Genomic DNA, 22982 nt, shown 5'->3' on the forward strand with positions numbered 1-22982 from the left:
CTTAATTTTGCGTCCTGTTTTAAAATCAATGAAATAAGCATAATTCAAATCTTGAAAACCAAGTAATATATTTTGTTATGCGAATTACATTTGGCTTTTAAAAAGCAACGAACAACATCAAATGAAAAAGTTTTTTTACATAATAATCACACTAACAATTTTTAGTTCTTGTAGTGAGTATCAAAAAGTTTTAAAAAACGAAGAGATAGCTCCTAAATTTAAGATGGGCGAAGATTTGTATAACCAAGGCAAATATGCTAAGGCCAATAGGCTTTTTGCTCAAATTGTCCCCAATTACAGAGGTAAGCCACAGGCTGAAAAATTAATGTATCTGTACTGTAATACGTTCTATAAAATGCAAGATTATTATACTGCGGCATACCAGTTTGAGCGTTTTGCATCTAGTTATCCCAAAAGTGAAAAAGTAGAAGAAGCTGCGTTTTTAAGTGCAAAAAGTTACTATATGCTTTCGCCTATTTATTCAAAAGATCAAAAAGAAACAGTAGAGGCTATAGAAAAACTGCAAGCATTTATTGATCTGTTTCCAGAGACGGAGTATAATGTAGAAGCAAATAAATTAGTAAAAGAATTAGATTTTAAATTGGAAAAGAAAGCTTTTGAGATTGCCATGCAATACAATAAAATTGCATTTTCTTCTACAGAGCTTGAAGCAGCTATAAAATCGTTTGATAATTTTATTTTCGATTTTCCAGGGTCTAGCTTACGAGAAGATGCCTTGTTTTATAGATTTGATTCTGCCTATAAACTTGCCATTAACAGTGTAGAGTATAAAAAAACTACTAGATTAAAAACAGCAAAAGAATATTACCAAGCATTTAAAAAGAAATATCCAAACTCAATGCATATAGAAGCTCTAGATAATATGGCTTTAGAGATTGATGAATCATTAAAAAATCACAGCACAAAAAGTTAATAATTATGTCAATGGACTTAAAAAAAACAAAAGCTCCTGTTAACACAGTAACTTACGATAGAAATCAAATTGATGAACCAACAGAAAACATTTACGAATCTATTTCTATTATTGCAAGACGCGCAGAGCAAATTAATTCAGAAATTAAAAAAGAACTTATTGATAAGTTAGAAGAATTTGCTACTTATAATGATAGTCTTGAAGAAATTTTTGAAAATAAAGAGCAAATTGAAGTTTCTAAATTTTATGAAAAGTTACCAAAACCACATGCTTTAGCAGTGCAAGAATGGTTAACAGATAAAATTTACCACAGAAACACTGAGGAAGAATCTCAGGAATAAAAATTTTATGAGTATACTTAGCGGCAAGAACATACTATTAGGAATTAGTGGTGGTATTGCCGCTTATAAAACAGCTTCATTAGTAAGGTTATTTGTAAAATCAGGTGCAGACGTAAAAGTTGTAATAACACCATCTGCAAAAGATTTTATTACACCGTTAACATTATCAACACTTTCTAAAAATCCAGTACATTCTTCTTTCACAAATGAAGAAGACGATAATGCTGTATGGAATAATCATGTCGATTTAGGCCTTTGGGCAGATTTATTTATAGTTGCCCCGGCAACAGCAAATACGCTATCAAAAATGGCTAATGGGGTTTGCGACAACTTACTTTTAGCTACTTATCTATCGGCTAAATGTCAAGTGTATTTTGCGCCTGCAATGGATTTAGATATGTACAAGCATCCATCCACGTTAAAATCTTTTGAAAAACTCACTAGTTTTGGAAACATTATGATTCCTGCAACAAGTGGAGAATTAGCAAGTGGTTTAGTGGGAGAAGGGCGTATGGCAGAACCCGAAGATATTATTGCTTTTATTAAAAACGACATTTTAGATAAGCTCCCACTTCGAGGAAAAAAAATATTAGTAACGGCAGGACCAACTTACGAGGCAATCGACCCAGTTAGGTTTATAGGCAATCATTCAAGCGGAAAAATGGGTTTTGAAATAGCTAAAGCTTCTGCTAATTTAGGTGCTGAAGTTATATTAATTACGGGGCCAACACATCAAAAAATAAATCATGCTTTAGTTAAAGTTGTGCCAGTAGTTAGTGCGCAAAATATGTATGATGCAGCTCATAATTACTTTTCTGATGTAGATATTGCTATACTTTCTGCGGCAGTTGCAGATTTTACTCCAAAAGAAGTGTCATCTAAAAAAATAAAAAAGAAAGATTCAACGTTAACTATAGAATTATCTAAAACTAAAGATATTTTAGAATCTTTAGGACAAATTAAAAAACAACAATATTTAGTTGGTTTTGCTTTAGAAACTAACAATGAACTTGAAAATGCCATTGTAAAGTTAAAAAAGAAGCATTTAAATTTAATTGTTTTAAATTCGTTAAATGATAAAGGGGCAGGTTTTAAAACCGATACCAATAAAGTTACTTTTATTGATGATAAAGAAACTGTAACCGAATATCAATTAAAATTTAAAGCACATGTAGCTATAGATTTATTAAACAAAATTATAGAACAAATTTATGCGTAATATTTTAATAGTTTTATTAGTATGTTTTGGGTTTAATAGCTTCTCGCAAGAACTTAATTGTAAAGTTGTTGTAAATAGTTTACAAACTGGTAACCAAAATTTACAGGTTTTTAAAACACTTGAAAAGCAATTAAATGAGTTTTTAAATAATACAACATGGACTAATAAAACCTACGGAAATCAAGAGCGCATTACTTGTAGCATGCTTATAAGTATTACTAATTATAGTGGAGGAGAAACTTTTCAAGGCACTTTACAGGTTCAATCATCACGTCCAATTTTTGGGTCATCTTACAGCTCGCCACTATATAATTTTAACGATAAAGATTTTACATTTAGGTATTTAGAATTTCAAAATTTAATTTTTAACCCTACACAATTCGATTCTAATTTAATATCAGTATTAACATTTCATGTTTATATGATTTTAGCTTTAGATGCTGACTCTTTTTCAGAAAAAGGAGGCGACCCATATTATTCTCAGGCTCAAATTATTACTAATTATTCTCAACAAGAAAACTTTAAAGGCTGGAAAATTGAAGATGGTTTACAAAGCAGATTTGCATTAATAGATAATGTATTATCTCCAACTTTTAAAGAATACCGAGAAGTTTTGTACAGCTATCACATGGAAGGTTTAGATGTTATGAGTGAAAATGCTAAGCAAGGAAAAGAGAAAATTGCAAGTGCTTTAATGAAATTTAAAGCCATGAATAGCCGTAGACCTAATTCTTTTTTATTGCGTACTTTTTTTGATGCTAAAGCTGATGAAATTGAACAAATTTACTCTGATGGACCAAATGTAAATATTTCAAGCCTTAAAGAAACGCTTCAAAAAATATCACCAACACAATCAGCTAAATGGCGTAATATTAAATTTTAATTAGTTGAATATTTTTAGTAGATTTAATACTGAAAATGCAACTGAATACTGCGACTGATTACTGTATACTGAACAAAACCATGCTAACCTCACTTTCAATAAAAAACTATGCCTTGATTGATAATCTTCAAGTCAATTTTAATAATGGTTTGTCAATTATTACAGGCGAAACAGGTGCAGGTAAATCGATACTATTAGGTGGGTTATCATTAATTCTAGGTAAACGAGCAGATTTAAGCAGCTTAAAAGATGCTACAAAAAAATGTATTATTGAAGCCGTTTTTAAAGTGTCAAATTACAATTTAAAAGCACTTTTTGAAGCAGAAGATTTTGATTATGAACCTCTAACCATTATACGTCGAGAAATTTTACCTTCAGGTAAATCTAGAGCATTTGTTAACGATTCTCCAGTAAATTTGAGTAGTTTGCAGTTACTAGGTGAACGTTTAATAGACATCCACTCGCAACATCAAACCTTGCAACTAACAAGTAACGATTTTCAGTTTCAAATTATTGATGCTTTAGCCAACAACAACCAATTATTACAAAATTATAATACAGATTTAAAAACATTTAAAACACTAAAAAGCGAATTACAAGAACTACTAAATTTTCAAGCTGAAGCTATAAAAGAACATGATTATAATACTTTTTTGTTAAACGAATTAGTTGAAGCTAATTTAGTAGAAGGCGAACAACAATCACTTGAAGAAGAATATGAAACTTTAAACAATATTGAAGGTATAAAAGAAAAACTTTCAGAATCTTACCAGTTATTAAGTGAGGAGCAAATAGGTGTTTTAACAACGCTTACTACTATAAAAAACAACCTGCAAAACATTTCGGTATTTTCTTCAAAGTATAACGAATTATTCAACAGAGTTAATAGTAGTTTAATTGATTTAGACGATGTTTTTAGTGAAATTGATATGTTACAAGATAACCTTGAAGCAGACCCAAATAGGCTAGAAGAAGTCGATTCAAAATTAAAAACCTTGCATAATTTAATGCAGAAACATGTTGCTAGTGATGTTTCCGAATTAATCAAAATTAAAAACGAATTAGAAGAAAAAGTATCAATTGCCGAAAGTCTAGATGCATCTATTGAAGAAAAACAGCTAGAAATAAAAGATAAAATCAATCAACTAAAAAATATTTCAAAGCAAATAAGTAATAAGCGTTTAAAAGTTATTCCTCAATTAAAGGAGCAATTACAATCTATATTACATAGTTTAGGTATGCCCAATGCGCAATTTAAAATTGATATTTTTTATAATGGCGAAACTTTTTTTGCAAACGGACAAGACGAATTATCTTTCCTGTTTTCTGCCAATAAAGGAGGTAACTTTAGCGAACTTAAAAAAGCCGCATCTGGTGGAGAGTTGTCAAGGATTATGTTGGCTATAAAATCGGTGTTATCAAATTATATTCAATTACCAACAATAATGTTTGATGAAATTGATACTGGTGTTTCTGGCGAAATATCAAATAAAATGGGCGATATCATGCTGCAAATGAGTAAAACTATGCAGGTATTTTCCATTACACATTTACCACAAATTGCAGCTAAAGGGCATTCGCATTTCAAGGTTTATAAAGAAGATGTAAATGAGGTTACGCAAACCAATTTGGTTAAACTAAATCATGATGAGCGCATAGTTGAGATTGCTCAAATGTTAGGTGGTACCGAAATGTCGTCATCAGCCATCGCACACGCAAAAGAATTACTAAATTAATTTTTATCTTTAAAGCACATTAGCAACTAAACAACAAACGACTTAACAATAAACGTATGTCATACAATTTACTAAAAGGAAAAAAAGGAATCATTTTCGGAGCGTTAGACTCTAATTCAATTGCTTGGAAAACCGCAGAGCGTGTACACGAAGAAGGCGGGCAATTTGTATTAACCAACGCACCAGTTGCAATGCGCATGGGGCAAATTAATGAGCTTGCCCAAAAAACAGGTTCTCAAATTATTCCTGCTGATGCGACATTAGAAGAAGATTTACAAAACCTAGTAGAACAATCTATGGAAATTCTTGGTGGTAAAATTGATTTTGTGCTTCATTCCATTGGTATGTCTATAAACGTTAGAAAAGGCAAACACTATACCGACCAAAATTACGCATGGACACAAAAAGGTACTGATGTATCAGCCATGTCCTTCCATAAAGTTATGCAAACATTATACAAAGCAGATGCTATGAATGAGTGGGGAAGCATTGTAGCCCTAACCTATATGGCAGCACAACGCGTATTTCCAGATTATAACGATATGGCAGACAATAAAGCCTATTTAGAAAGTGTTGCGCGCAGTTTTGGTTATTTTTTTGGACGCGATAAAAAGGTGCGTGTCAACACCATTTCGCAATCGCCAACACCAACTACAGCAGGCAGTGGTGTAAAAGGTTTTGATGGATTTATTGCTTATGCCGATAAAATGTCGCCACTTGGCAACGCCACAGCTTTGGATTGTGCCAATTACACAGTGTCTTTGTTTAGCGATTTAACAAAACGTGTTACCCTGCAAAACCTCTATAACGATGGTGGTTTTAGTAACATGGGCGTTAGCGATGCTGTTATGGAGGCTTTTACTAAAGAATAAAAAAATATTTATTAATAATGAATCCAGCCATCGTTTTTACGGTGGTTATTTTTTAGCAGGTTTTTATTAAAAAAAATAAAAACCGCGCTATTCATTACTAGTTTTGTAAAACCATAGGTTTAAGTTTTACAAAAGCTAACCACTACTATCGCTCCTGCACGTACCAGCCAAAAACAGTAATAAACCTAAAAGCAGCAGCAAGTTTGTTAATTATTGTTATAGGATTAATTACATTTGTGTTATGCAATTACAGTTCTCATTTATTATTCCAGTATATAATCGACCAGACGAAATACAAGAGCTTTTACAAAGTTTTGTTGAGTTAAAAACGGCTATTAAATACGAGATTGTAATTGTTGAAGATGGATCAAATATTACATCAAAATCTATAGTTGAAACCTACAAAACCAAACTAAATATTTCTTATTATTTTAAAGAAAATTCGGGACCTGGAGATTCGCGTAATTTTGGCATGCAACACGCTAAAGGAAACTATTTTATCATTTTAGATTCCGATTGTATTTTGCCTAACAATTATTTAAATGAAGTAGAAAAAAGTTTAAAAACTAATTATGTTGATTGTTTTGGTGGTCCAGATGCGGCACACCATTCGTTTACAAATCTTCAAAAAGCTATTAATTTTTCAATGACCTCATTTATTACAACAGGTGGAATTCGAGGTGGTAAAAATAGTGTTAATAGGTTTCAACCGCGTAGTTTTAATATGGGTATTTCAAAAAAAGCCTTTTTATCATCAAAAGGTTTTGGACGAATCCATCCCGGAGAAGATCCAGATTTGTCAATACGGTTATGGCATTTAGGCTTTAAAACTAAATTAATACCTCAAGCTTTTGTGTATCATAAGCGCCGTATTTCTTGGCGTAAATTTTACCAACAAGTTTATAAATTTGGTTTAGTTCGTCCTATATTAAACAAATGGCATCCTTCAACTAAAAAAATGTCGTATTGGTTTCCAACGTTATTTTGTATAGGCTTTTTAATTTCAGTTTTAATGCTTTTTTTTAAAGTAAAATGGGGAATACTAGCTTATATATTATATTTTGTAATTGCGCTTTTAATGGCCTTAATATTAACTAAAAGCATTGTGGTTGCGTTATTGTCTATAGTAGCTATTAGTGTTCAGTTTTTAGGTTATGGTTATGGGTTTTTAAAATCCACTATAGCAATTGGTATTTTAAATAAGAACCCCGAAGCGTATTTTTCTAAATTATTCTTTAAATCTAAATGATAAAAAAAATAAAATCAGATATTAAAGCTTCAATAAAGAACAAAAAAGTAAATGTGTTTTTTTTGTTTCTGTTTTTTGCATTTGTTATTTTAATCTTTACAAAACTATCAAAAGAATATACCAATACGATTACTTTTAAAATTGATAAAAAAAATGTGCCACAAGAAAATATTATTCTAAATGATTCCGCTGCAGTTTTAAATATAACATTAAAAACACATGGTTTTAAATGGCTTAAATATTACTTTGATAAGCCTAAAATTGCTATTGATTTTGTTAAAGATGTCGATAAAATAGATTCTACTTTTGTTTGGAGCAAATCTAAAGCCTATTTGCTGGAAAGTACTCAATTTGGAAAACAAGTTGAATTACTAAATATATCACCCGATACATTACGATTTAAGTTTGATGTAAATTTGGTTAAAAAAGTACCTGTAATTTTAAATGCTGATATACAATTTACTCAAGGATTTGATGTAGTAGATTATTATAAAATAACTCCAGATTCTATAGAAGTTATTGGTCCAAATGTTCTAGTTTCTCAAGTAAATAGTATTGAAACTAAAGATTTAAAAATGACTGATGTTAAATCTGATATAACAGAGGTAGTCCAATTAAACTTACCTATAAACAGTAACGATTTAAAGTTTTCTAACCAAACAGTGCGATTAACAGCCAAAGTTGAAAAGTTTACAGAAGGCACTATAAAAGTTCCGGTAATTATAAAAAATGTTCCTAACAATAAAACATTAAAGTACTTTCCTAAAACTGTAAACGTTACCTATTATACGAGTTTAAATAATTTCAAAAGCATTAAAGCAAAAGATTTTAGGGTAGAGTGCGATTTTAGTAAAGCAACCAATAATCAATCTTTTTTGTTACTAGAAATAAGTAAATATCCGGAAACAGCAAAGCGCGTAAGAATTAATCAGCAGCAAATAGAATTTATTATAACAGAATGATAATAGTTGGACTTACAGGTGGTATTGGTAACGGAAAAACTACGGTTGCCAAAGCATTTTCAGATTTAGGCATACCAATTTATATTGCTGATGAAGAAGCCAAAAATTTAATGCAAAAATCTAAAATCATTAAGCGTAAACTAGTTCAGCTTTTTGGAGATGAAGCTTATGTTAAAGATGAATTAAACAAACCATTTATCGCAAATATTATTTTTAATGATAGCAGTTATCTTGAAAAAATGAATGCTATTGTACACCCTAAAGTTGTTAAACATTTTAAAAAATGGCTGCTAAAGCAAACAGCGCCTTATGTAATAAAAGAAGTTGCAATATTATTTGAAAATGGCGGATACAAAAACTGCGATTATATTATTACTGTTACAGCACCAATAGATTTGCGATTTGAGCGTTTGCTAAAACGCGACCAAACTACAAAGCGCAAAATTAAAGCCATCATGAAAAATCAGTGGAACGATGAAGATAAAATAAAGTTATCTGATTTTGTTATACACAATACTACACTACAAAGCACTAAAGAACAGGTTGTTAAAGTGCACAAGCAAATCTTAAAAAACCTTTAAAAGTGTTAAAATTTAACATTTTTGTTAATGTAAGGTTAAATGATAAGTACGCTAAATGTTAAAATGTTAATTTTGAATGATGAGCAAGAGAATATTCATCCTATTGGTAATTTTAATGAGTTTATCGCTTATAGGCATCATATTTGTTCAGGCTTATTATATAAAAGATTCAGTTAGAAATGCAGATGAGCGTTTTAATCATAAAGTAAAAACGGCTCTAAGTTATGTTTCAAATACCATTGAAAAAAATGAACTTGATGAAAAGTTTGAAACTTACCAAAAATTAATAACAGAAGAAAAAGAAGTTGATTCAAGTGCTGTTTCGCAATTGTTTATTTATCAACAAAACAACAACACAAAGGAGGCTCTTATTTATAGAGCTGGAGTTTTAGAAGAAAACTATAAATTATCTTCGTCGCTCTTTGACATTGGTTTAGATAGTATTACTGTACAAAGAATTACTGGTACATCAAATCTTGAAGTATATAAAGGGAATGATCTAATTGATGATAAAGATTTAGGTGACACCCCTATACTTAATATTATGAGTAGTGGCAGAATTAAAGAAGCAGAAAAGAACTATTTTGAAAAGAATTTTAAAGCTTATGCAAAAACATTTCCTATTCATAAAAGAATTTCTGCAGAACAAATTCAAAATTTATTATCAAAAAGACTTAGAGCAGATGATATAGATATTGATTATGAATTTGCCATTTATAGCAACGGATTAGCAACAAAAGTACATAGCGACGATTTTGAAGGATATGAAGCGTCTACTTTTAGTATTCCTTTGTTTTATGATGAAAATAATCGAAGTAGTTATAAGCTCTTAGTTAATTTTCCTGATGATAAAAAGTTTATATTATCATCTATAATGGGAATGATTTTATTATCGATAATTTTTACATCAATTATCATTTTAGCTTATTCAAGTGCATTATATCAGTTAGTAAAACAGCGTAAAATATCTGAAATTAAAACAGATTTTATTAATAACATGACGCACGAGTTTAAAACACCTATTGCAACTATTAATTTAGCTTTAGATTCTATAAAGAACCCAAAAATTATAAACGATAAAGAAAAAGTTATTCGTTATCTTAACATGATAAAGGACGAAAATAAGCGTATGCATGCGCAAGTTGAAAACGTTTTAAGAATATCTAAACTAGAGAAAAACGAACTTAACATTAGTAAGGATAGATTAGATTTGCACGACTTAGTAAACGATGCTATAACGCATGTGCAGCTTTTAGTTGAAGACAGAAATGGAACGATTAAAATGCATTTAAACGCAGAAAAATCATCAGTTTTAGCTAGCGAAATGCACTTTACCAATGTTATAGTAAACATTTTGGATAATGCTATTAAGTATTCTCCAGATACATTAAAAATTGAAATATTTACAGAAAATGTTGGAACCAACATTTTGCTTAAAATAAAAGATTATGGTAGCGGTATGAGTAAAGCTGCCTTAAAGCGCGTGTTTGAAAAATTTTATAGAGAACACACAGGAAACATACATAATGTTAAAGGACATGGTTTGGGCTTAGCTTATGTAAAACGTATTGTAGATGACCATCAAGGTCATGTAACCGTAGAAAGTGAAAAAGGAAAAGGAAGTATATTTATAATAAGGCTTCCAATAATAACATAAACATGGAAGAGCAAAAAAAGAAAATTTTATTAGTAGAGGATGATCCTAATTTTGGAACAGTTCTTAAAGATTATTTAATTATGAACGATTATGATGTTGTTCATGCTAAAAACGGTATGGAAGGATTCGAAAAGTTTAAAAAAGATGATTTCGATTTATGCATTCTTGATGTTATGATGCCGTATAAAGATGGCTTTACTTTGGCTAAAGAGATCCGTGAAAAAAACACTGATGTTCCAATAGTTTTCTTAACAGCTAAGGCTATGAAAGAAGATGTTTTAAAAGGATATAAAGTTGGTGCTGATGATTATTTAAATAAACCTTTTGATAGTGAAGTGCTTTTAATGAAAATTAAAGCCATTATGCAACGTAAAGCAACTGAAACTATTTCTGATAGTAAACAATTTGAGTTTAAAATTGGAAATTTTGATTTGAATTCTAAACTTCGTTTTTTGCGTTATAATGGGGGAGACCCTATAAAATTATCTCCAAAAGAAAACGAACTATTACGATTATTAGCGCTACATGAAAACGATTTAATGCCCCGCGAATTGGCACTAACTAAAATATGGCGAGACGATAATTACTTTACTTCTCGTAGTATGGATGTATACATTGCTAAGTTGCGCAAGTACTTAAAATTAGATGATAAAGTTGAAATACTTAACATTCATGGAGAAGGATTTAGATTGGTTGTTAATTAATTACATCAATACATAAAAATGAGAGGTCGTCTAAAAAGTAATTTTTAGGTTGGTTATTAATGTTATTTTATTTAGCTATAAAACTCATCGTAGCCATTTTAAATATGTTTTAATAATTAATCAATTTAGTTTAAAATGGTTATTGTTTCAATATGTTTTAAATATTCTTAAGAAAGTAAAACATTTTTAATATTTTTATCATCTTTATTATATATATAACATTAGATTAGCTAATTTTTATGGAACGACTTAATCAACTCACTGCCGATTTTTCTAGCGCAGTTTGGGGATTACCTTTGCTAATACTTTTAATTGGTGGCGGATTGTATTTGTTAATTCGGTCAAAATTCGGAACATTTCGTTTAATTGGTCATGCTATTCAAGTGCTTCGTGGTAAATATGATGACCCGAATGATCCTGGGCAAATTAGTCATTTTCAAGCTTTAACTACGGCGCTATCATCCACCATTGGTATGGGAAATATTGCAGGTGTTGCAGTGGCGATTTCAATTGGTGGTCCTGGAGCTGTTTTTTGGATGTGGATTAGTGCAGTTGTTGGTATGTCTACTAAGTTTTTTACTTCAACTCTGGCTATTATGTTTAGAGGTAAAGATAGTGCTGGCGAATTACAAGGAGGTCCTATGTATTTTATTATAGAAGGTTTGGGTAAATCTTGGAAACCATTAGCTGTTATGTTTAGTATTTGTGGTTTAGTTGGGGCATTACCTGTTTTTAATGTTAATCAGCTTACTCAAGCTATAAACGATATTTTACTATATCCTAATGGGGTTGAAGTTGGATTTACATCTAATTTAATTGTTGGTTTGGTGCTTGTTAGCATTACAGCAGTTGTTATACTTGGTGGTTTAAGGCTTATTAGTAAAACAGCGTCTAAACTTGTGCCTGGAATGGTATTACTTTATTTTGTTTCTGTTATTATTATTTTGATTGTAAATATTGAGGTTGTCCCAAAATATTTTGCAATGATTTTTACCGATGCTTTTGCTGCTAATAATTTTAAAGGCGATGCTTTTTTTGGTGGTGTTTTAGGCGGATTAATTTTACTAGGAATTAAACGTGGTGCTTTTTCAAACGAAGCTGGTATTGGTACCGCACCTTTAGCTCATGGCGCAGCAAAAACTGATGAACCTGTTCGCGAAGGTTTAGTAGCTATGTTAGGACCAGCAATTGATACTTTAATTGTTTGTACACTTACTGCTTTAGCTATTTTAGTTACTGGCGTTTGGGAAACCACATCAAATAATGGGGTAAGTTTAACGGCTTCTGCTTTTGGCGAAGCTATGCCAGAATATGGTAAGTATTTGTTGTTAGTTTGTATTGCAGTGTTTAGTATTTCTTCTCTATTTTCATATTCATATTATGGCTCAAAATGTTTGTCGTTTTTAATTGGTGCGGATAAAAAGCATTACTATAACTATTTTTATATTGCAAGTATAATTTTAGGAGCAACAACAACATTGGATATGATGATAAATCTTATTGATGGGGTATTTGCATTAATGGCCATTCCTACTATGTTAGCTACAATAATATTGGCTCCGAAAGTTGTAAAAGAATTAGCTGCTTATAAAGCGCGTTTAAAAGAAAATAAATTATGATTAATCAAGAAAAACCCAAAGCATACTGGAAAGAAAATATTAGAATTGTTCTTATACTATTAGCTATTTGGTTTTTGGTCTCATTTGGTGCAGGAATCATTTTTAAAGAGGCTTTAAATGAAGTTAAAATAGGCGGATTTAAACTTGGATTTTGGTTTGCACAACAAGGCTCTATGTATGTATTTGTTGTCCTTATTTTTGTATATGTTAGGTTAATGAATAAACTCGATAAAAAATATGGTTATGATGAATAATGCATTATTAATAGAAGCTATTGGCGTTCAAAATTGGACATACATTTTAGTTGGTTTAACCTTTACTTTGTATATAGGTATTGCTATTTGGAGTAGAGCAGGATCAACAAAAGATTTTTATGTAGCTGGAGGAGGTGTTTCGCCATTAGCAAATGGAATGGCAACTGCTGCTGATTGGATGAGTGCTGCGTCTTTTATATCTATGGCAGGTATTATATCGTTTGCAGGATACGATGGTGCCGTTTATCTAATGGGTTGGACTGGTGGTTATGTGCTATTGGCATTACTATTAGCCCCTTATTTAAGAAAGTTTGGGAAATTTACAGTACCCGATTTTATAGGAGATAGATATTACTCTAAAATAGCACGTATTGTCGCCGTATTTTGTGCCTTATTAGTATCGTTTACTTATGTAGCAGGTCAAATGCGTGGTGTTGGACTTGTATTTTCTCGTTTTTTAGAAGTTGATATAAATACTGGTGTCATTATAGGTATGATTATCGTACTGTTTTATGCTGTTTTAGGAGGAATGAAAGGTATAACTTATACCCAGGTTGCTCAATATTGTGTATTAATATTTGCATTTATGGTGCCTGCTATTTTTATATCTATTCAAATGACAGGAAATCCCATTCCGCAATTAGGATTTGGAAGTGAATTAGCAGATGGTTCAGGAACTTATTTACTAGATAAGTTAGATGGTTTAAGCACCGAACTTGGTTTTTCTGAATATACGGAAGGTTCAAAATCATTAATAGACGTATTTGCTATTACATTAGCTTTAATGGTTGGAACCGCTGGTTTACCTCATGTTATCGTACGTTTTTTTACTGTAAAACGTGTAAAAGATGCTAGAAAATCTGCCGGAATCGCCTTATTATTAATCGTAATTTTATATACAACAGCTCCAGCAGTTGCTGTTTTTGCTAGAACCAATATGATTGAAACGGTTTCAAATCAACCTTATGCTAATGTACCCGAGTGGTTTAAAAAATGGGAAACAACAAAATTAGTTGTGTTTAATGATAAAAATGATGACGGTCTCGTTACGTATTTGTCAGGTGATGCTTTTTTAAAAGGTGATGATGGCAAATTTGATTTTAGTAAACCAAACCCAAATACCGAAAATGAGTTATATATAGATAACGATATTATGGTCTTAGCCAACCCTGAAATTGCACAATTACCAAATTGGGTAATAGCTTTAGTAGCAGCAGGTGCTCTAGCAGCAGCCCTATCTACTGCTGCTGGATTATTACTGGTGATTTCTTCTTCGGTTTCTCATGATTTAATTAAGAAAATGATAAATCCTAAAATATCTGAAAAAGGCGAATTAGTTGCAGCACGTTTATCCGCGGTAGTTGCTGTTTGTGTAGCTGGTTATTTTGGAATTAATCCACCTGGTTTTGTAGCTGCAACTGTTGCACTTGCCTTTGGGTTAGCTGCAGCGTCATTCTTTCCAGCTATTATTTTAGGAATTTTTTATAAACGCATGAATAAAGAAGGTGCTATTGCAGGTATGGTTGTTGGTATTACAGCCATGTTATTATATATGATTAAATATAAACTGGGGTGGTTTGATGATGTGTTGCCAGATAAAAGCGAATGGTGGTTTGGGATTTCACCAGAAGGCTTTGGTACAGTAGCTATGGTTCTTAATTTTATAGTGTCTATTACTATTATGAAGTTTACAAAAGCACCACCAAAAGAGGTTCAAGAGATTGTAGAAAACATTAGGATACCAAGTGGAGCAGGAGAAGCTACGCATTAATAATAATGTGTAGTAGATATTAAAAACCTCTTTCAGTATTTTTCAAAAAGGAGAAATACTGAAAGAGGTTTTATTAATATTATATTGAAAATTATTTTTTCTTCAATAGTATTTTTTCATTTGTAAACTGATTAGCAGCATCTAAAAATTCAACCATTAAATGCCAATTTGAATTTGGTTCGTAGTTATTTTTATATTGTTTAGAGGTCTTTACTATAAGTGTGTTTTCTTCAATTTTAGCTGAACTTATAAAAGCTCCTGTTTTATTATTTATAGACTTATTTAATTTATCTATACCTAAAACTGAGTAGCCATCTGGAATATTAAAAATAATTTTGTTATTATAGCTTCTTGGATAATTCATATGTATATTTTCAGTTCTAGAACGTTCTTTATCGGTTAAATCAATTTGTGCTGTAATTAACTTTCCTATTTCAACAATGTAATTTGGCCCAGCCTTTTTAATAAAAGTATTTTTTGCTTTAAAAGATTCGGTGTAAGTTAAATATGAATCTAAACCATAACGACCAGTTTCTTTAATTTCAAAAGTATAATCTTCAATATCATTAACTTTAAATTCAGATTCAATATTTTTCTTTAATCTTTCTTCACGCTTTATTTTAAGTTTTTCAATCAGTGCATCTAATGCTTTTTTATACTTAGCCTTATCTTTTTTACGTTTAACATGATTTATGAATGATTTAGTACCAAACTTTTTATAATCTTCATTTACATAATCTGTAAAAAGTAATCTTTCTGATAGTTTATCTTCTTTTTGATGACCTTTGAAACTATTTACAGTACTAATGGATACCTCCGAAAAAGCGTCATTTATTTTTAATGTTATATTTCTTTTACTTTCGTTTTGAGCCTGAGAACTAATGGGTAATTTACCTTTTTTAATTTCATCAATTTTATTTTTAGAAGCTGACATTAAATAAACGTCTGTACCTTCAAGAATTGGAGAGAATTGGTTTACTGAAGTATGTGGTCCAAAATATTCGACATAAATGGGGGTTTTGGTATTTACTTTTAAAAGAACATTTACATTTTTCTCAATCAATAAATCACTTATACTACCATCAAATCGTTTTTTTGCTACCACTATTTCAAAGCCAATTTTTTCACGCTTTAAAAATTCTGTAAAATGTCTAATAAATTGTTTTTGATTTCTAATAAATACAGGGTTAGAACCATAATAAGTATATGGGTTATATCTAATTCCTGCATCATCAATAACTATAGCTTCAATAAAACGTGTTAAATAGTAGTGCCTCATATAATAGTAGGCGGACGTTACTTTTTCGTTATTATTTTTAAAAGTTTTATCTTTAAAAAAATCTTTAATATCACCGATATCTCCATCTGGTTTGAAGCGTTTATCGTATAAATCTAGAACCTCTTCTTTAGTAACACTTTTTTTAATGATGTTTTCTTTTTCAGGTAAGAACGCCAAGGCTCTATCTTCAAATTTTCCTGAACGTGCAAAATAAACTTGAAATTTATAAGAAGGAAGGTCCAATAATGGATAAAACCATCTATTCGAAATATATTTGTCAATATTTGAAGCTTCTAAGCTATAGCGTCTAAAACTTTTCTTTTCCGTTGGAATGTTTTTTAACTCTGGAGCACCGTTATATGAATTAAAGTTTATAAAGAAGTCATTTTCAGTTTCAAAAAATAGTTTAAAATCAATTATGGGATAGTCTTCAGATAAAGTAGTTTCAACAGGGTCAAAACCAAAAGCGTATGTAGATTTAAAAGAATCTTCCTTGTATATATAGTAATCTATAATATCTCCAACTTCTAAGTTAGAAATTGCTATGTTAGTTTTTCCATCTACTTGCACAGACTCTTTCTTAACATCTATTTCTATTTCATTGCCATTAGGTTTAATTATTTTTATTCCTACAAAGCTTCCTGTATGTTGCTTAACTTTAAATACTACCGGAATTGGAAAAACAATAACCTTGCTTGGTTCTTTAAATAAGTCTGAAAAAGAAAATTCTGAAAATTCTTTTACAGCAGATTTGTCTAATAATTTTATACGTTTTCTTGTAGAGGTTATATAGGTAACACTTTTGCCAAACTTATGAAAGTCATAATTTTCGTTTTTATAAATAATAACTGCCGATTCGTTTTTCCATTTATCAGGTATTTCATTAGCATTTTTATGAGTGTCATTTTCTCCCCAAAAAAAGTCTTTAACTTTTAATTCTTGTTTTGTTTGACCTATGCTGGTTAAAGAAAAAACGAGAAATAGTGTAAGTAGTATTCTAATTTTCATGTTTGATTTATTGTTTGGTTAATACGATTTGTTCGTTGTAAACACTTTTTAGTTTGGAAATAAATTCATTCCATTCTTTAAAATCTGATGTTTCAATTTTGGCGTTTTTAATTTTGAAAGACTTTTTATAAGTAATTACATTATTGGTTTTAGTAACCGTAACATACATATCGTAATTCTTACTTGAAATACTTATGTCTTTAGGTATTTGAGTAATTGAATAACCAGGAGGTATTTTTAAAGAAGTTGTTGTTTCTAAGGATCTTTTAAAACTAAAAACGTAATCTGTATTTCTTTTTTCTAATTGAAAATTTTCTAATTCTTTATCAAAATCTATGTCAATATAAATATCATCGTCAAATGAAGAAACCGCATTTTTAACACTAATATTATATGATATATTTAAATTTAATTCTCTATTTAATAAATCGGTTGTTTCAATATCAGAAATTTTTATGTTTGTATTGCCATTGTTTAAATAGTATTCTAAAAACTCTTCTTTTTTATCATTTTTCAAAGTATCAAAACTATAGAGTAATCCAGTTCTACTTTCTCCATTAAAGTTTTTTGAAACTGTACCCTCAAGAGTATCATTATTTAAGCTTAAGTTATAGCTAAATATTTCTTTATTAAAATTAGCGGTAACTTCTGGAACCGTTTTAAGTATAAAATCGTCACCATTTTCAATAAGCACTTGTTTACCTTGAATTCGATCTGCATATTCACCATATGCATTAAATTTTTCAGTACCATCTAAAAAAAATATTTTTCCATCTTTAAAAAGTGAGCAAATCATATGATTATCTACAGATAAATTAGGTGTAGAGTAGTCGTAAGCAATTCTTTTTGTTCCTAGCCATGTTAATCGCGCATCAAAACCAGCTTCAATAAGCATTTGTTTAGTTAAGTTTGCCATACCTTTACAATCTCCGTATTTTTTGTTAAAAACATTAGAAGCTTCATCGGGCTTAAAACCTGCTATACCATCTTCAAAAGCAATATATCGAATGTTATCTTGTACCCAATAGTAAATGTTTTTAATTTTTTCTTCATCATTTTTAGCATTTTCTGTAAGTGATTTTACCTTATCTTTTATTGATGTATTGTCATTTTCTAAGGTGTTAACCAGAGATTTATACCAATCATATAAATCTTGAGTAGAATTAAAAATATGTTTTTTTTCCTCGTTAAATGTATGAGACTTCGCTAAAACTAAAATATGTGGATATATATATGTTGGACCTGGTGTACTATTCTCTTTATAAAATGAAGGAATATTTTCTAAAGTAAAAATGTAAGTCTTAGAACCTTTTTTAGGGTCTTTAGTAATATTCTTTTTTATTGAATACCCTTCAAAATTAATTTCTCTTAATTCAAGTTCAAGCCAATTTGGAACTTCAATTTTTATGATTTTTTTGACTACAGGATAGTCATCGTTAAAATAAAGTTTAGTAAAATATTTTATATCATGATACTCTTTTGAAATATAGGTTTTAAACTTATAACCCAAAAGCGGAAAACTAATGTTTGCATATTTTACTCGGGTGTCATTATGAAATAAGTCTTCACTTGTGTATGCTTCATCTTTGACATATATACTAGCTTTTTTATTATTCTTATTTTTAATTTCAAACTTGTCAATGATGCTTTGCCCATCATAGAAGCAATATTTTTGAATATTTGATCTAGAATCTATATTAATCATTGATTCAGTTGATTCTTGATTTACAGCAACTTTATCTTCTTTTTTATTAAAGTCGAAAGTGATATAATCTTCACTTTTTAGAAGAACAACTGAATCGTCAGGATACTTTTCTTTTAATGCTTTGGCAGTATATTTATCTTCTGAGGATGGTTCAATTTTTTTTTGAGAAAAACTATAATTTGAAAATAGTGTTATAAGTGTAAGGAAAAATACTGTTTTATGCATATTGAAAATTATAAAATGCTAATATATACTTTCACATTAGTTCAGGAAAAATATTTTGTTAAAATCGGATTATTTTTCAAGAAAAACAGATGATTATATATTTATAATACCTGTTTTTCTTTTCACTCCTATAAAAACTAAAAGCGATAAAACACCAAAAATTGAAAACCCAATAAATAGTGGTAATACTGAAGTCGTTACAAAACTACCAATGTAATTTGCAATAGGAACAGCCATTACTGTTGATATAAATCCATTTATTGCAGCTCCAATACCAGCTATATGCCCTAAAGGTTGCATGGCCAAAGCTCGTAAATTCCCGAATAAAAAGCCAACGGCAAAAAATTGTAGCGCAAAAAAGCTTAGTAAAACTGCTATACTTGGATTTTCTCCAGATGAAAATATAACTACATACAAAACAGAAATGATAGCGTAGGCTATACAAGACACATAAGCAATTTTAAGCATGCCATATTTAACAACGACTCTACTATTTAAAAATGTAGCTAATCCAACGGATATGGCTAAACTTGCAAAAATATAAGGAAACATATCTGCTAAATTGTATTGCTCTTGAAAAATTTGTTGCGAGGTGCTTAAATATACCATAAACGATCCTGTTATAAACCCAGAAACTAAAGTAAAAGCAACAGCATCTTTATGTTTAAAAAACTCCTTTGTACCATCAATAAAAAGATGACTAGTAAATTTGATACGCTTATCCTTTTCTAGTGTTTCAGGTTGCCTTAGCCAAAACCAAATTATTATTAAAACACCAAATAGTAAATTGAAATAAAATACAGATTCCCAGTTGTAAAGGTTAATTAAAAACTGACCTAAAGTTGGTGCAACCACTGGGACTAAAATAAAAAACATCACCACTATTGATAATATTTTAGCCATATAATCTCCGCTGTAAGAATCTCTAATCATAGAAATACTCAAGCTTCTCGGAGAAGATAATCCAACACCTTGAAAGATGCGCCCAATTATCATTATTTCAAAACTGTTAGTGGTAACACAAATAATACTTGCTATAATAAAAACTATAAATCCAAAATACACAATAGGTTTTCTCCCAAAACTATCAGATAATGGTCCAAAAAGAAGCTGTCCAAAACCCAAACCCAAAAAAATCATTGTAATCAGCAGTTGGTTATTAGCAGGATTTGTAACACCTAAATCGCTACCAATTTCTGATAAAGCTGGTAATAAAGCATCAATAGATAAAGCTACTATAGACATTAAAGATGCCATTAGTGCAACAAATTCGAACTTAAAAGAGTTGTTGTTTTGCATTGAGCAAAAATAGAGTAAATTAGTAAGGCAAAATTATTTTTGCTCGAAAAGAATTCCCTGTATGCTTGCAACGGAGTTTACGCTGAGATTCTAATTCACTTGAAAATGGGAATCTAAAACAATAGAAATTTTATAAACTGAATCAGTATTAAAGTTAACAACGGAGCAATAGCATTTATTAAAAAAATAAGTTCCCAACTAAAAAGCCCCGACATGGCCACATCTATAGGTTGCACTTACAACAAACGGTCTTAAATTTTATGTCCGAGTAAAGCTAGCAACTCTGTAATCTTGCTTGTTTGTAAATCAGTTGAATAGAATGATGTTAAAATAGTTAAAAGCACTTAATTTAAAGGGAAGGAGTAAATTATAAGTTCTCCCTGTATAATTTTTGCTGTTGCTTTATAGTTAAAGTACTTCCATCATGACTCCACCCAGGGGCAGCAAAAGCATACATGAATTTATGGTACCAGTTTTTAGACTTTTTCATGTCGTTCCAAATATCTTTATATTCATGTGTTAATATAACTAAGGGGTTGTATGAATTTGGTGGATGAGAAACCCCATATTTTATATTAATACTACTGTCAAGCTCTTTCCAAGTTCCGAAGAGTTTATCAAAAACATTTAGAAATCCGCCATGATTTTTATCCATGTATTCTAAATTTTGAGCATGATGTACTTGATGCATGGTGTGGGTGTTAAATACTTTTTCAAGTATTCCCATTTTTGGAATATAAATTGTGTGTAACTGAAACTGCCATAATGCCTCAATCCCTAAACAAACAACAAGCATTTCTGGAGGGAAACCTAATGCAGGAATCCACATATAGAAAAAGGGCTTATAAAAAATTGTAAACCAACCATTTCTAACCGCTGTACCTAAATTAAAATTTTCTGATGAATGATGTACTATATGTGCTGCCCAAAGTATGCGGACATTATGATTTTGACGATGAAACCAATAATAACTAAAATCGTCTAACAATTGGCAAATTAACCAAATATACCAAGCATACCCAAACGATTCCCAACCCATAATATTTGTGCGAATGCCCTCAATTTCTGGATTAAAAACTTCATAGACATACTCAAATAGAACTATAGCTGCTATAGTTTTGGTAAGAGGAGCTAGAATAGTTGAGCCTATACCCATTGTAAGACTAGCAAATAAATCTTTCCATTTGTATAAGTATTTACTTTTGTTATGTTGTTTGCTATAGGTTAATTCTACTAGGATAAGAGCAAGAAAACAAGGGACACCATATACTAATGGGTTAGTGAAATTCATTTAATAGTATTAATTGCTCAAAAATAGGACGAATTTTTATTCTTACAAGATAATCGACTAGGTATTTAAAAATAAAAACCCTAAATCTACTTAAACGAACTAATAAAGCATTAATTATCTTTAATTAAGATTCTTATTTTACTAAAGCTGCTTCTTTTCTTTTAATAAAGTCAATTTCGATTTGGTTTTTTAAAATATCATCAAAAGTTTCTCTTTTTCGTATTAAATGTGCTTTTTTGTTATACCACAAAACCTCGGCTGGTCTGTAACGAGAATTGTAATTACTAGCCATTGAGAAACAGTAAGCACCTGCATTTTTAAAACATAAAACATCCCCTTCTCTAATTTCGTTAATGCGTCTATTGTTTCCAAAGGTATCGGTTTCACAAATATAACCTACAACCGTATAAAAACGTTCACGTCCATTAGGGTTTGATATGTTTGTTATATCGTGATGAGACCCATAAAACATAGGACGAATTAAATGGTTAAACCCAGAATCTACTTGAGCAAAAACTGTTGAAGTAGTTTGTTTTACAGCATTTACAGTAGTTAAAAATTTACCCGATTCGCTAACTAAAAATTTACCAGGTTCGAAAGCTAAGGTTAGTTCTTTGCCATATTCTTTGCAAAACTGGTTAAATTTTGAAGATAGTTTTTTACCCAATTCTTCAATATTCGTTTCAATATCACCTACCTTGTAAGGGACTTTAAAACCAGAGCCAAAATCTATAAAGTCAAGATTGTTAAATTGTTTTGCTGTTTCAAAAAGTATTTCACTAGCGTATAAAAATACATCAATATCTAAAATATCGCTACCTGTATGCATGTGAATACCATTGATAGTCATTCTTGTATTCTCTACAATGCGTAATAAATGTGGTATTTGATGTATGGATATACCAAATTTAGAATCGATATGACCTACTGAAATATTACTATTTCCGCCAGCCATAACATGTGGATTAATTCTAATGCAAACAGGAACGTCTGGATGCTTTGTTCCAAACTGTTCTAAAATAGCTAGATTATCAATGTTAATTTGAACACCTAATTTTGCAGCTTCTTCAACTTCTGTCAAAGACACACCATTTGGTGTAAAAATAATTTCTTCTGGTAAAAAGCCAGCAGCTAAACCCAATTGCACTTCTTGGATTGAAACGGTATCAATTCCAGAACCTAAACTTTTAAATAGTTTTAAAATAGAAATATTTGATAGCGCTTTTACAGCATAATTAATTTTTAATGTTTTAACACTTTTAAATGCATTAATTAAGCTATTATATTGTGTTGCAATTTTATCTGCATCATAAACATATACAGGACTCCCATGTTCTTTGGCTATATTTAGCAATTCATTATTGGTCATACTTAAACAATATTTTTTTTCAAA

General features: G+C 30.3%; 19 protein-coding genes. 14 read left to right on the top strand and 5 right to left on the bottom strand.

Features of this window, described 5'->3' with window-relative positions; translation table 11 throughout:
* Positions 1 to 121: 121 nt before the first annotated feature.
* The 14 genes from L3X37_RS07400 to L3X37_RS07465 all read left to right on the top strand — a co-directional run bounded on the left by L3X37_RS07400 (position 122) and on the right by L3X37_RS07465 (position 14782).
* Positions 122 to 934 (top strand): outer membrane protein assembly factor BamD, encoded by an 813-nt coding sequence (locus tag L3X37_RS07400; protein ID WP_237239532.1) that lies wholly within the window; start codon positions 122 to 124, stop codon positions 932 to 934.
* 11 nt (positions 935 to 945) lie between these two features.
* Entirely contained in the window at positions 946 to 1275 is a 330-nt protein-coding gene (locus L3X37_RS07405; protein WP_237239533.1) for a DNA-directed RNA polymerase subunit omega, read from the top strand.
* Positions 1276 to 1282: 7 nt separating this feature from the next.
* Positions 1283 to 2494, top strand: a complete 1212-nt coding sequence (gene coaBC, locus L3X37_RS07410; RefSeq protein WP_237239534.1) for a bifunctional phosphopantothenoylcysteine decarboxylase/phosphopantothenate--cysteine ligase CoaBC — start codon at positions 1283 to 1285, stop codon at positions 2492 to 2494.
* Positions 2487 to 3377: a type IX secretion system protein PorD gene (porD, locus tag L3X37_RS07415; RefSeq protein ID WP_237239535.1), complete on the top strand. Its 891-nt coding sequence runs from the start codon at positions 2487 to 2489 to the stop codon at positions 3375 to 3377. The genes coaBC and porD overlap by 8 nt, the downstream gene beginning before the upstream one ends.
* Positions 3378 to 3457: 80 nt before the next feature.
* A complete protein-coding gene (gene recN, locus L3X37_RS07420; RefSeq protein ID WP_237239536.1) occupies positions 3458 to 5113 on the top strand; it encodes a DNA repair protein RecN in 1656 nt (551 codons plus the stop codon).
* Between the two features lie 56 nt (positions 5114 to 5169).
* On the top strand, positions 5170 to 5985 hold the full coding sequence (locus L3X37_RS07425) for an enoyl-ACP reductase FabI (RefSeq protein WP_237239537.1): 816 nt from the start codon (positions 5170 to 5172) through the stop codon (positions 5983 to 5985).
* Between the two features lie 241 nt (positions 5986 to 6226).
* A complete protein-coding gene (locus L3X37_RS07430) occupies positions 6227 to 7234 on the top strand; it encodes a glycosyltransferase family 2 protein (protein ID WP_237239538.1) in 1008 nt (335 codons plus the stop codon).
* Complete coding sequence (locus L3X37_RS07435) at positions 7231 to 8196, top strand: YbbR-like domain-containing protein (RefSeq protein WP_237239539.1); 966 nt, start codon at positions 7231 to 7233, stop codon at positions 8194 to 8196. Before L3X37_RS07430 ends, L3X37_RS07435 begins: the two co-directional genes overlap by 4 nt.
* Complete coding sequence (gene coaE / locus L3X37_RS07440; RefSeq protein WP_237239540.1) at positions 8193 to 8777, top strand: dephospho-CoA kinase; 585 nt, start codon at positions 8193 to 8195, stop codon at positions 8775 to 8777. The genes L3X37_RS07435 and coaE overlap by 4 nt, the downstream gene beginning before the upstream one ends.
* A gap of 79 nt (positions 8778 to 8856) precedes the next feature.
* A complete protein-coding gene (locus L3X37_RS07445) occupies positions 8857 to 10434 on the top strand; it encodes a sensor histidine kinase (protein ID WP_237239609.1) in 1578 nt (525 codons plus the stop codon).
* A gap of 2 nt (positions 10435 to 10436) precedes the next feature.
* A complete protein-coding gene (locus L3X37_RS07450; RefSeq protein WP_237239541.1) occupies positions 10437 to 11138 on the top strand; it encodes a response regulator transcription factor in 702 nt (233 codons plus the stop codon).
* Between the two features lie 239 nt (positions 11139 to 11377).
* Entirely contained in the window at positions 11378 to 12757 is a 1380-nt protein-coding gene (locus L3X37_RS07455) for an alanine/glycine:cation symporter family protein (protein ID WP_237239542.1), read from the top strand.
* The gene (locus L3X37_RS07460) at positions 12754 to 13011 is read left to right on the top strand and encodes a DUF4212 domain-containing protein (protein WP_237239543.1); all 258 of its coding nucleotides are present in this window, start codon (positions 12754 to 12756) and stop codon (positions 13009 to 13011) included. Before L3X37_RS07455 ends, L3X37_RS07460 begins: the two co-directional genes overlap by 4 nt.
* Before the next feature lie 19 nt (positions 13012 to 13030).
* Positions 13031 to 14782, top strand: a complete 1752-nt coding sequence (locus L3X37_RS07465) for a sodium:solute symporter family protein (protein ID WP_237239610.1) — start codon at positions 13031 to 13033, stop codon at positions 14780 to 14782.
* Positions 14783 to 14873: 91 nt separating this feature from the next.
* Here L3X37_RS07465 and L3X37_RS07470 read toward each other — a convergent pair whose 3' ends face one another.
* The 5 genes from L3X37_RS07470 to lysA form a co-directional block, all read right to left on the bottom strand.
* On the bottom strand, positions 14874 to 17069 hold the full coding sequence (locus L3X37_RS07470; RefSeq protein WP_237239544.1) for a DUF3858 domain-containing protein: 2196 nt from the start codon (positions 17067 to 17069) through the stop codon (positions 14874 to 14876).
* Positions 17070 to 17076: 7 nt separating this feature from the next.
* The gene (locus L3X37_RS07475) at positions 17077 to 18999 is read right to left on the bottom strand and encodes a transglutaminase-like domain-containing protein (RefSeq protein ID WP_237239545.1); all 1923 of its coding nucleotides are present in this window, start codon (positions 18997 to 18999) and stop codon (positions 17077 to 17079) included.
* A gap of 93 nt (positions 19000 to 19092) precedes the next feature.
* Complete coding sequence (locus L3X37_RS07480; RefSeq protein WP_237239546.1) at positions 19093 to 20298, bottom strand: multidrug effflux MFS transporter; 1206 nt, start codon at positions 20296 to 20298, stop codon at positions 19093 to 19095.
* 367 nt (positions 20299 to 20665) lie between these two features.
* Positions 20666 to 21589, bottom strand: a complete 924-nt coding sequence (locus L3X37_RS07485) for a sterol desaturase family protein (RefSeq protein ID WP_237239547.1) — start codon at positions 21587 to 21589, stop codon at positions 20666 to 20668.
* Between the two features lie 133 nt (positions 21590 to 21722).
* Positions 21723 to 22958 (bottom strand): diaminopimelate decarboxylase, encoded by a 1236-nt coding sequence (gene lysA / locus L3X37_RS07490; RefSeq protein WP_237239548.1) that lies wholly within the window; start codon positions 22956 to 22958, stop codon positions 21723 to 21725.
* Positions 22959 to 22982: the final 24 nt, after the last annotated feature.

Origin of the sequence: Wocania arenilitoris, from assembly GCF_021728535.1 — a bacterium.
Taxonomy (GTDB): domain Bacteria; phylum Bacteroidota; class Bacteroidia; order Flavobacteriales; family Flavobacteriaceae; genus Wocania_A; species Wocania_A arenilitoris.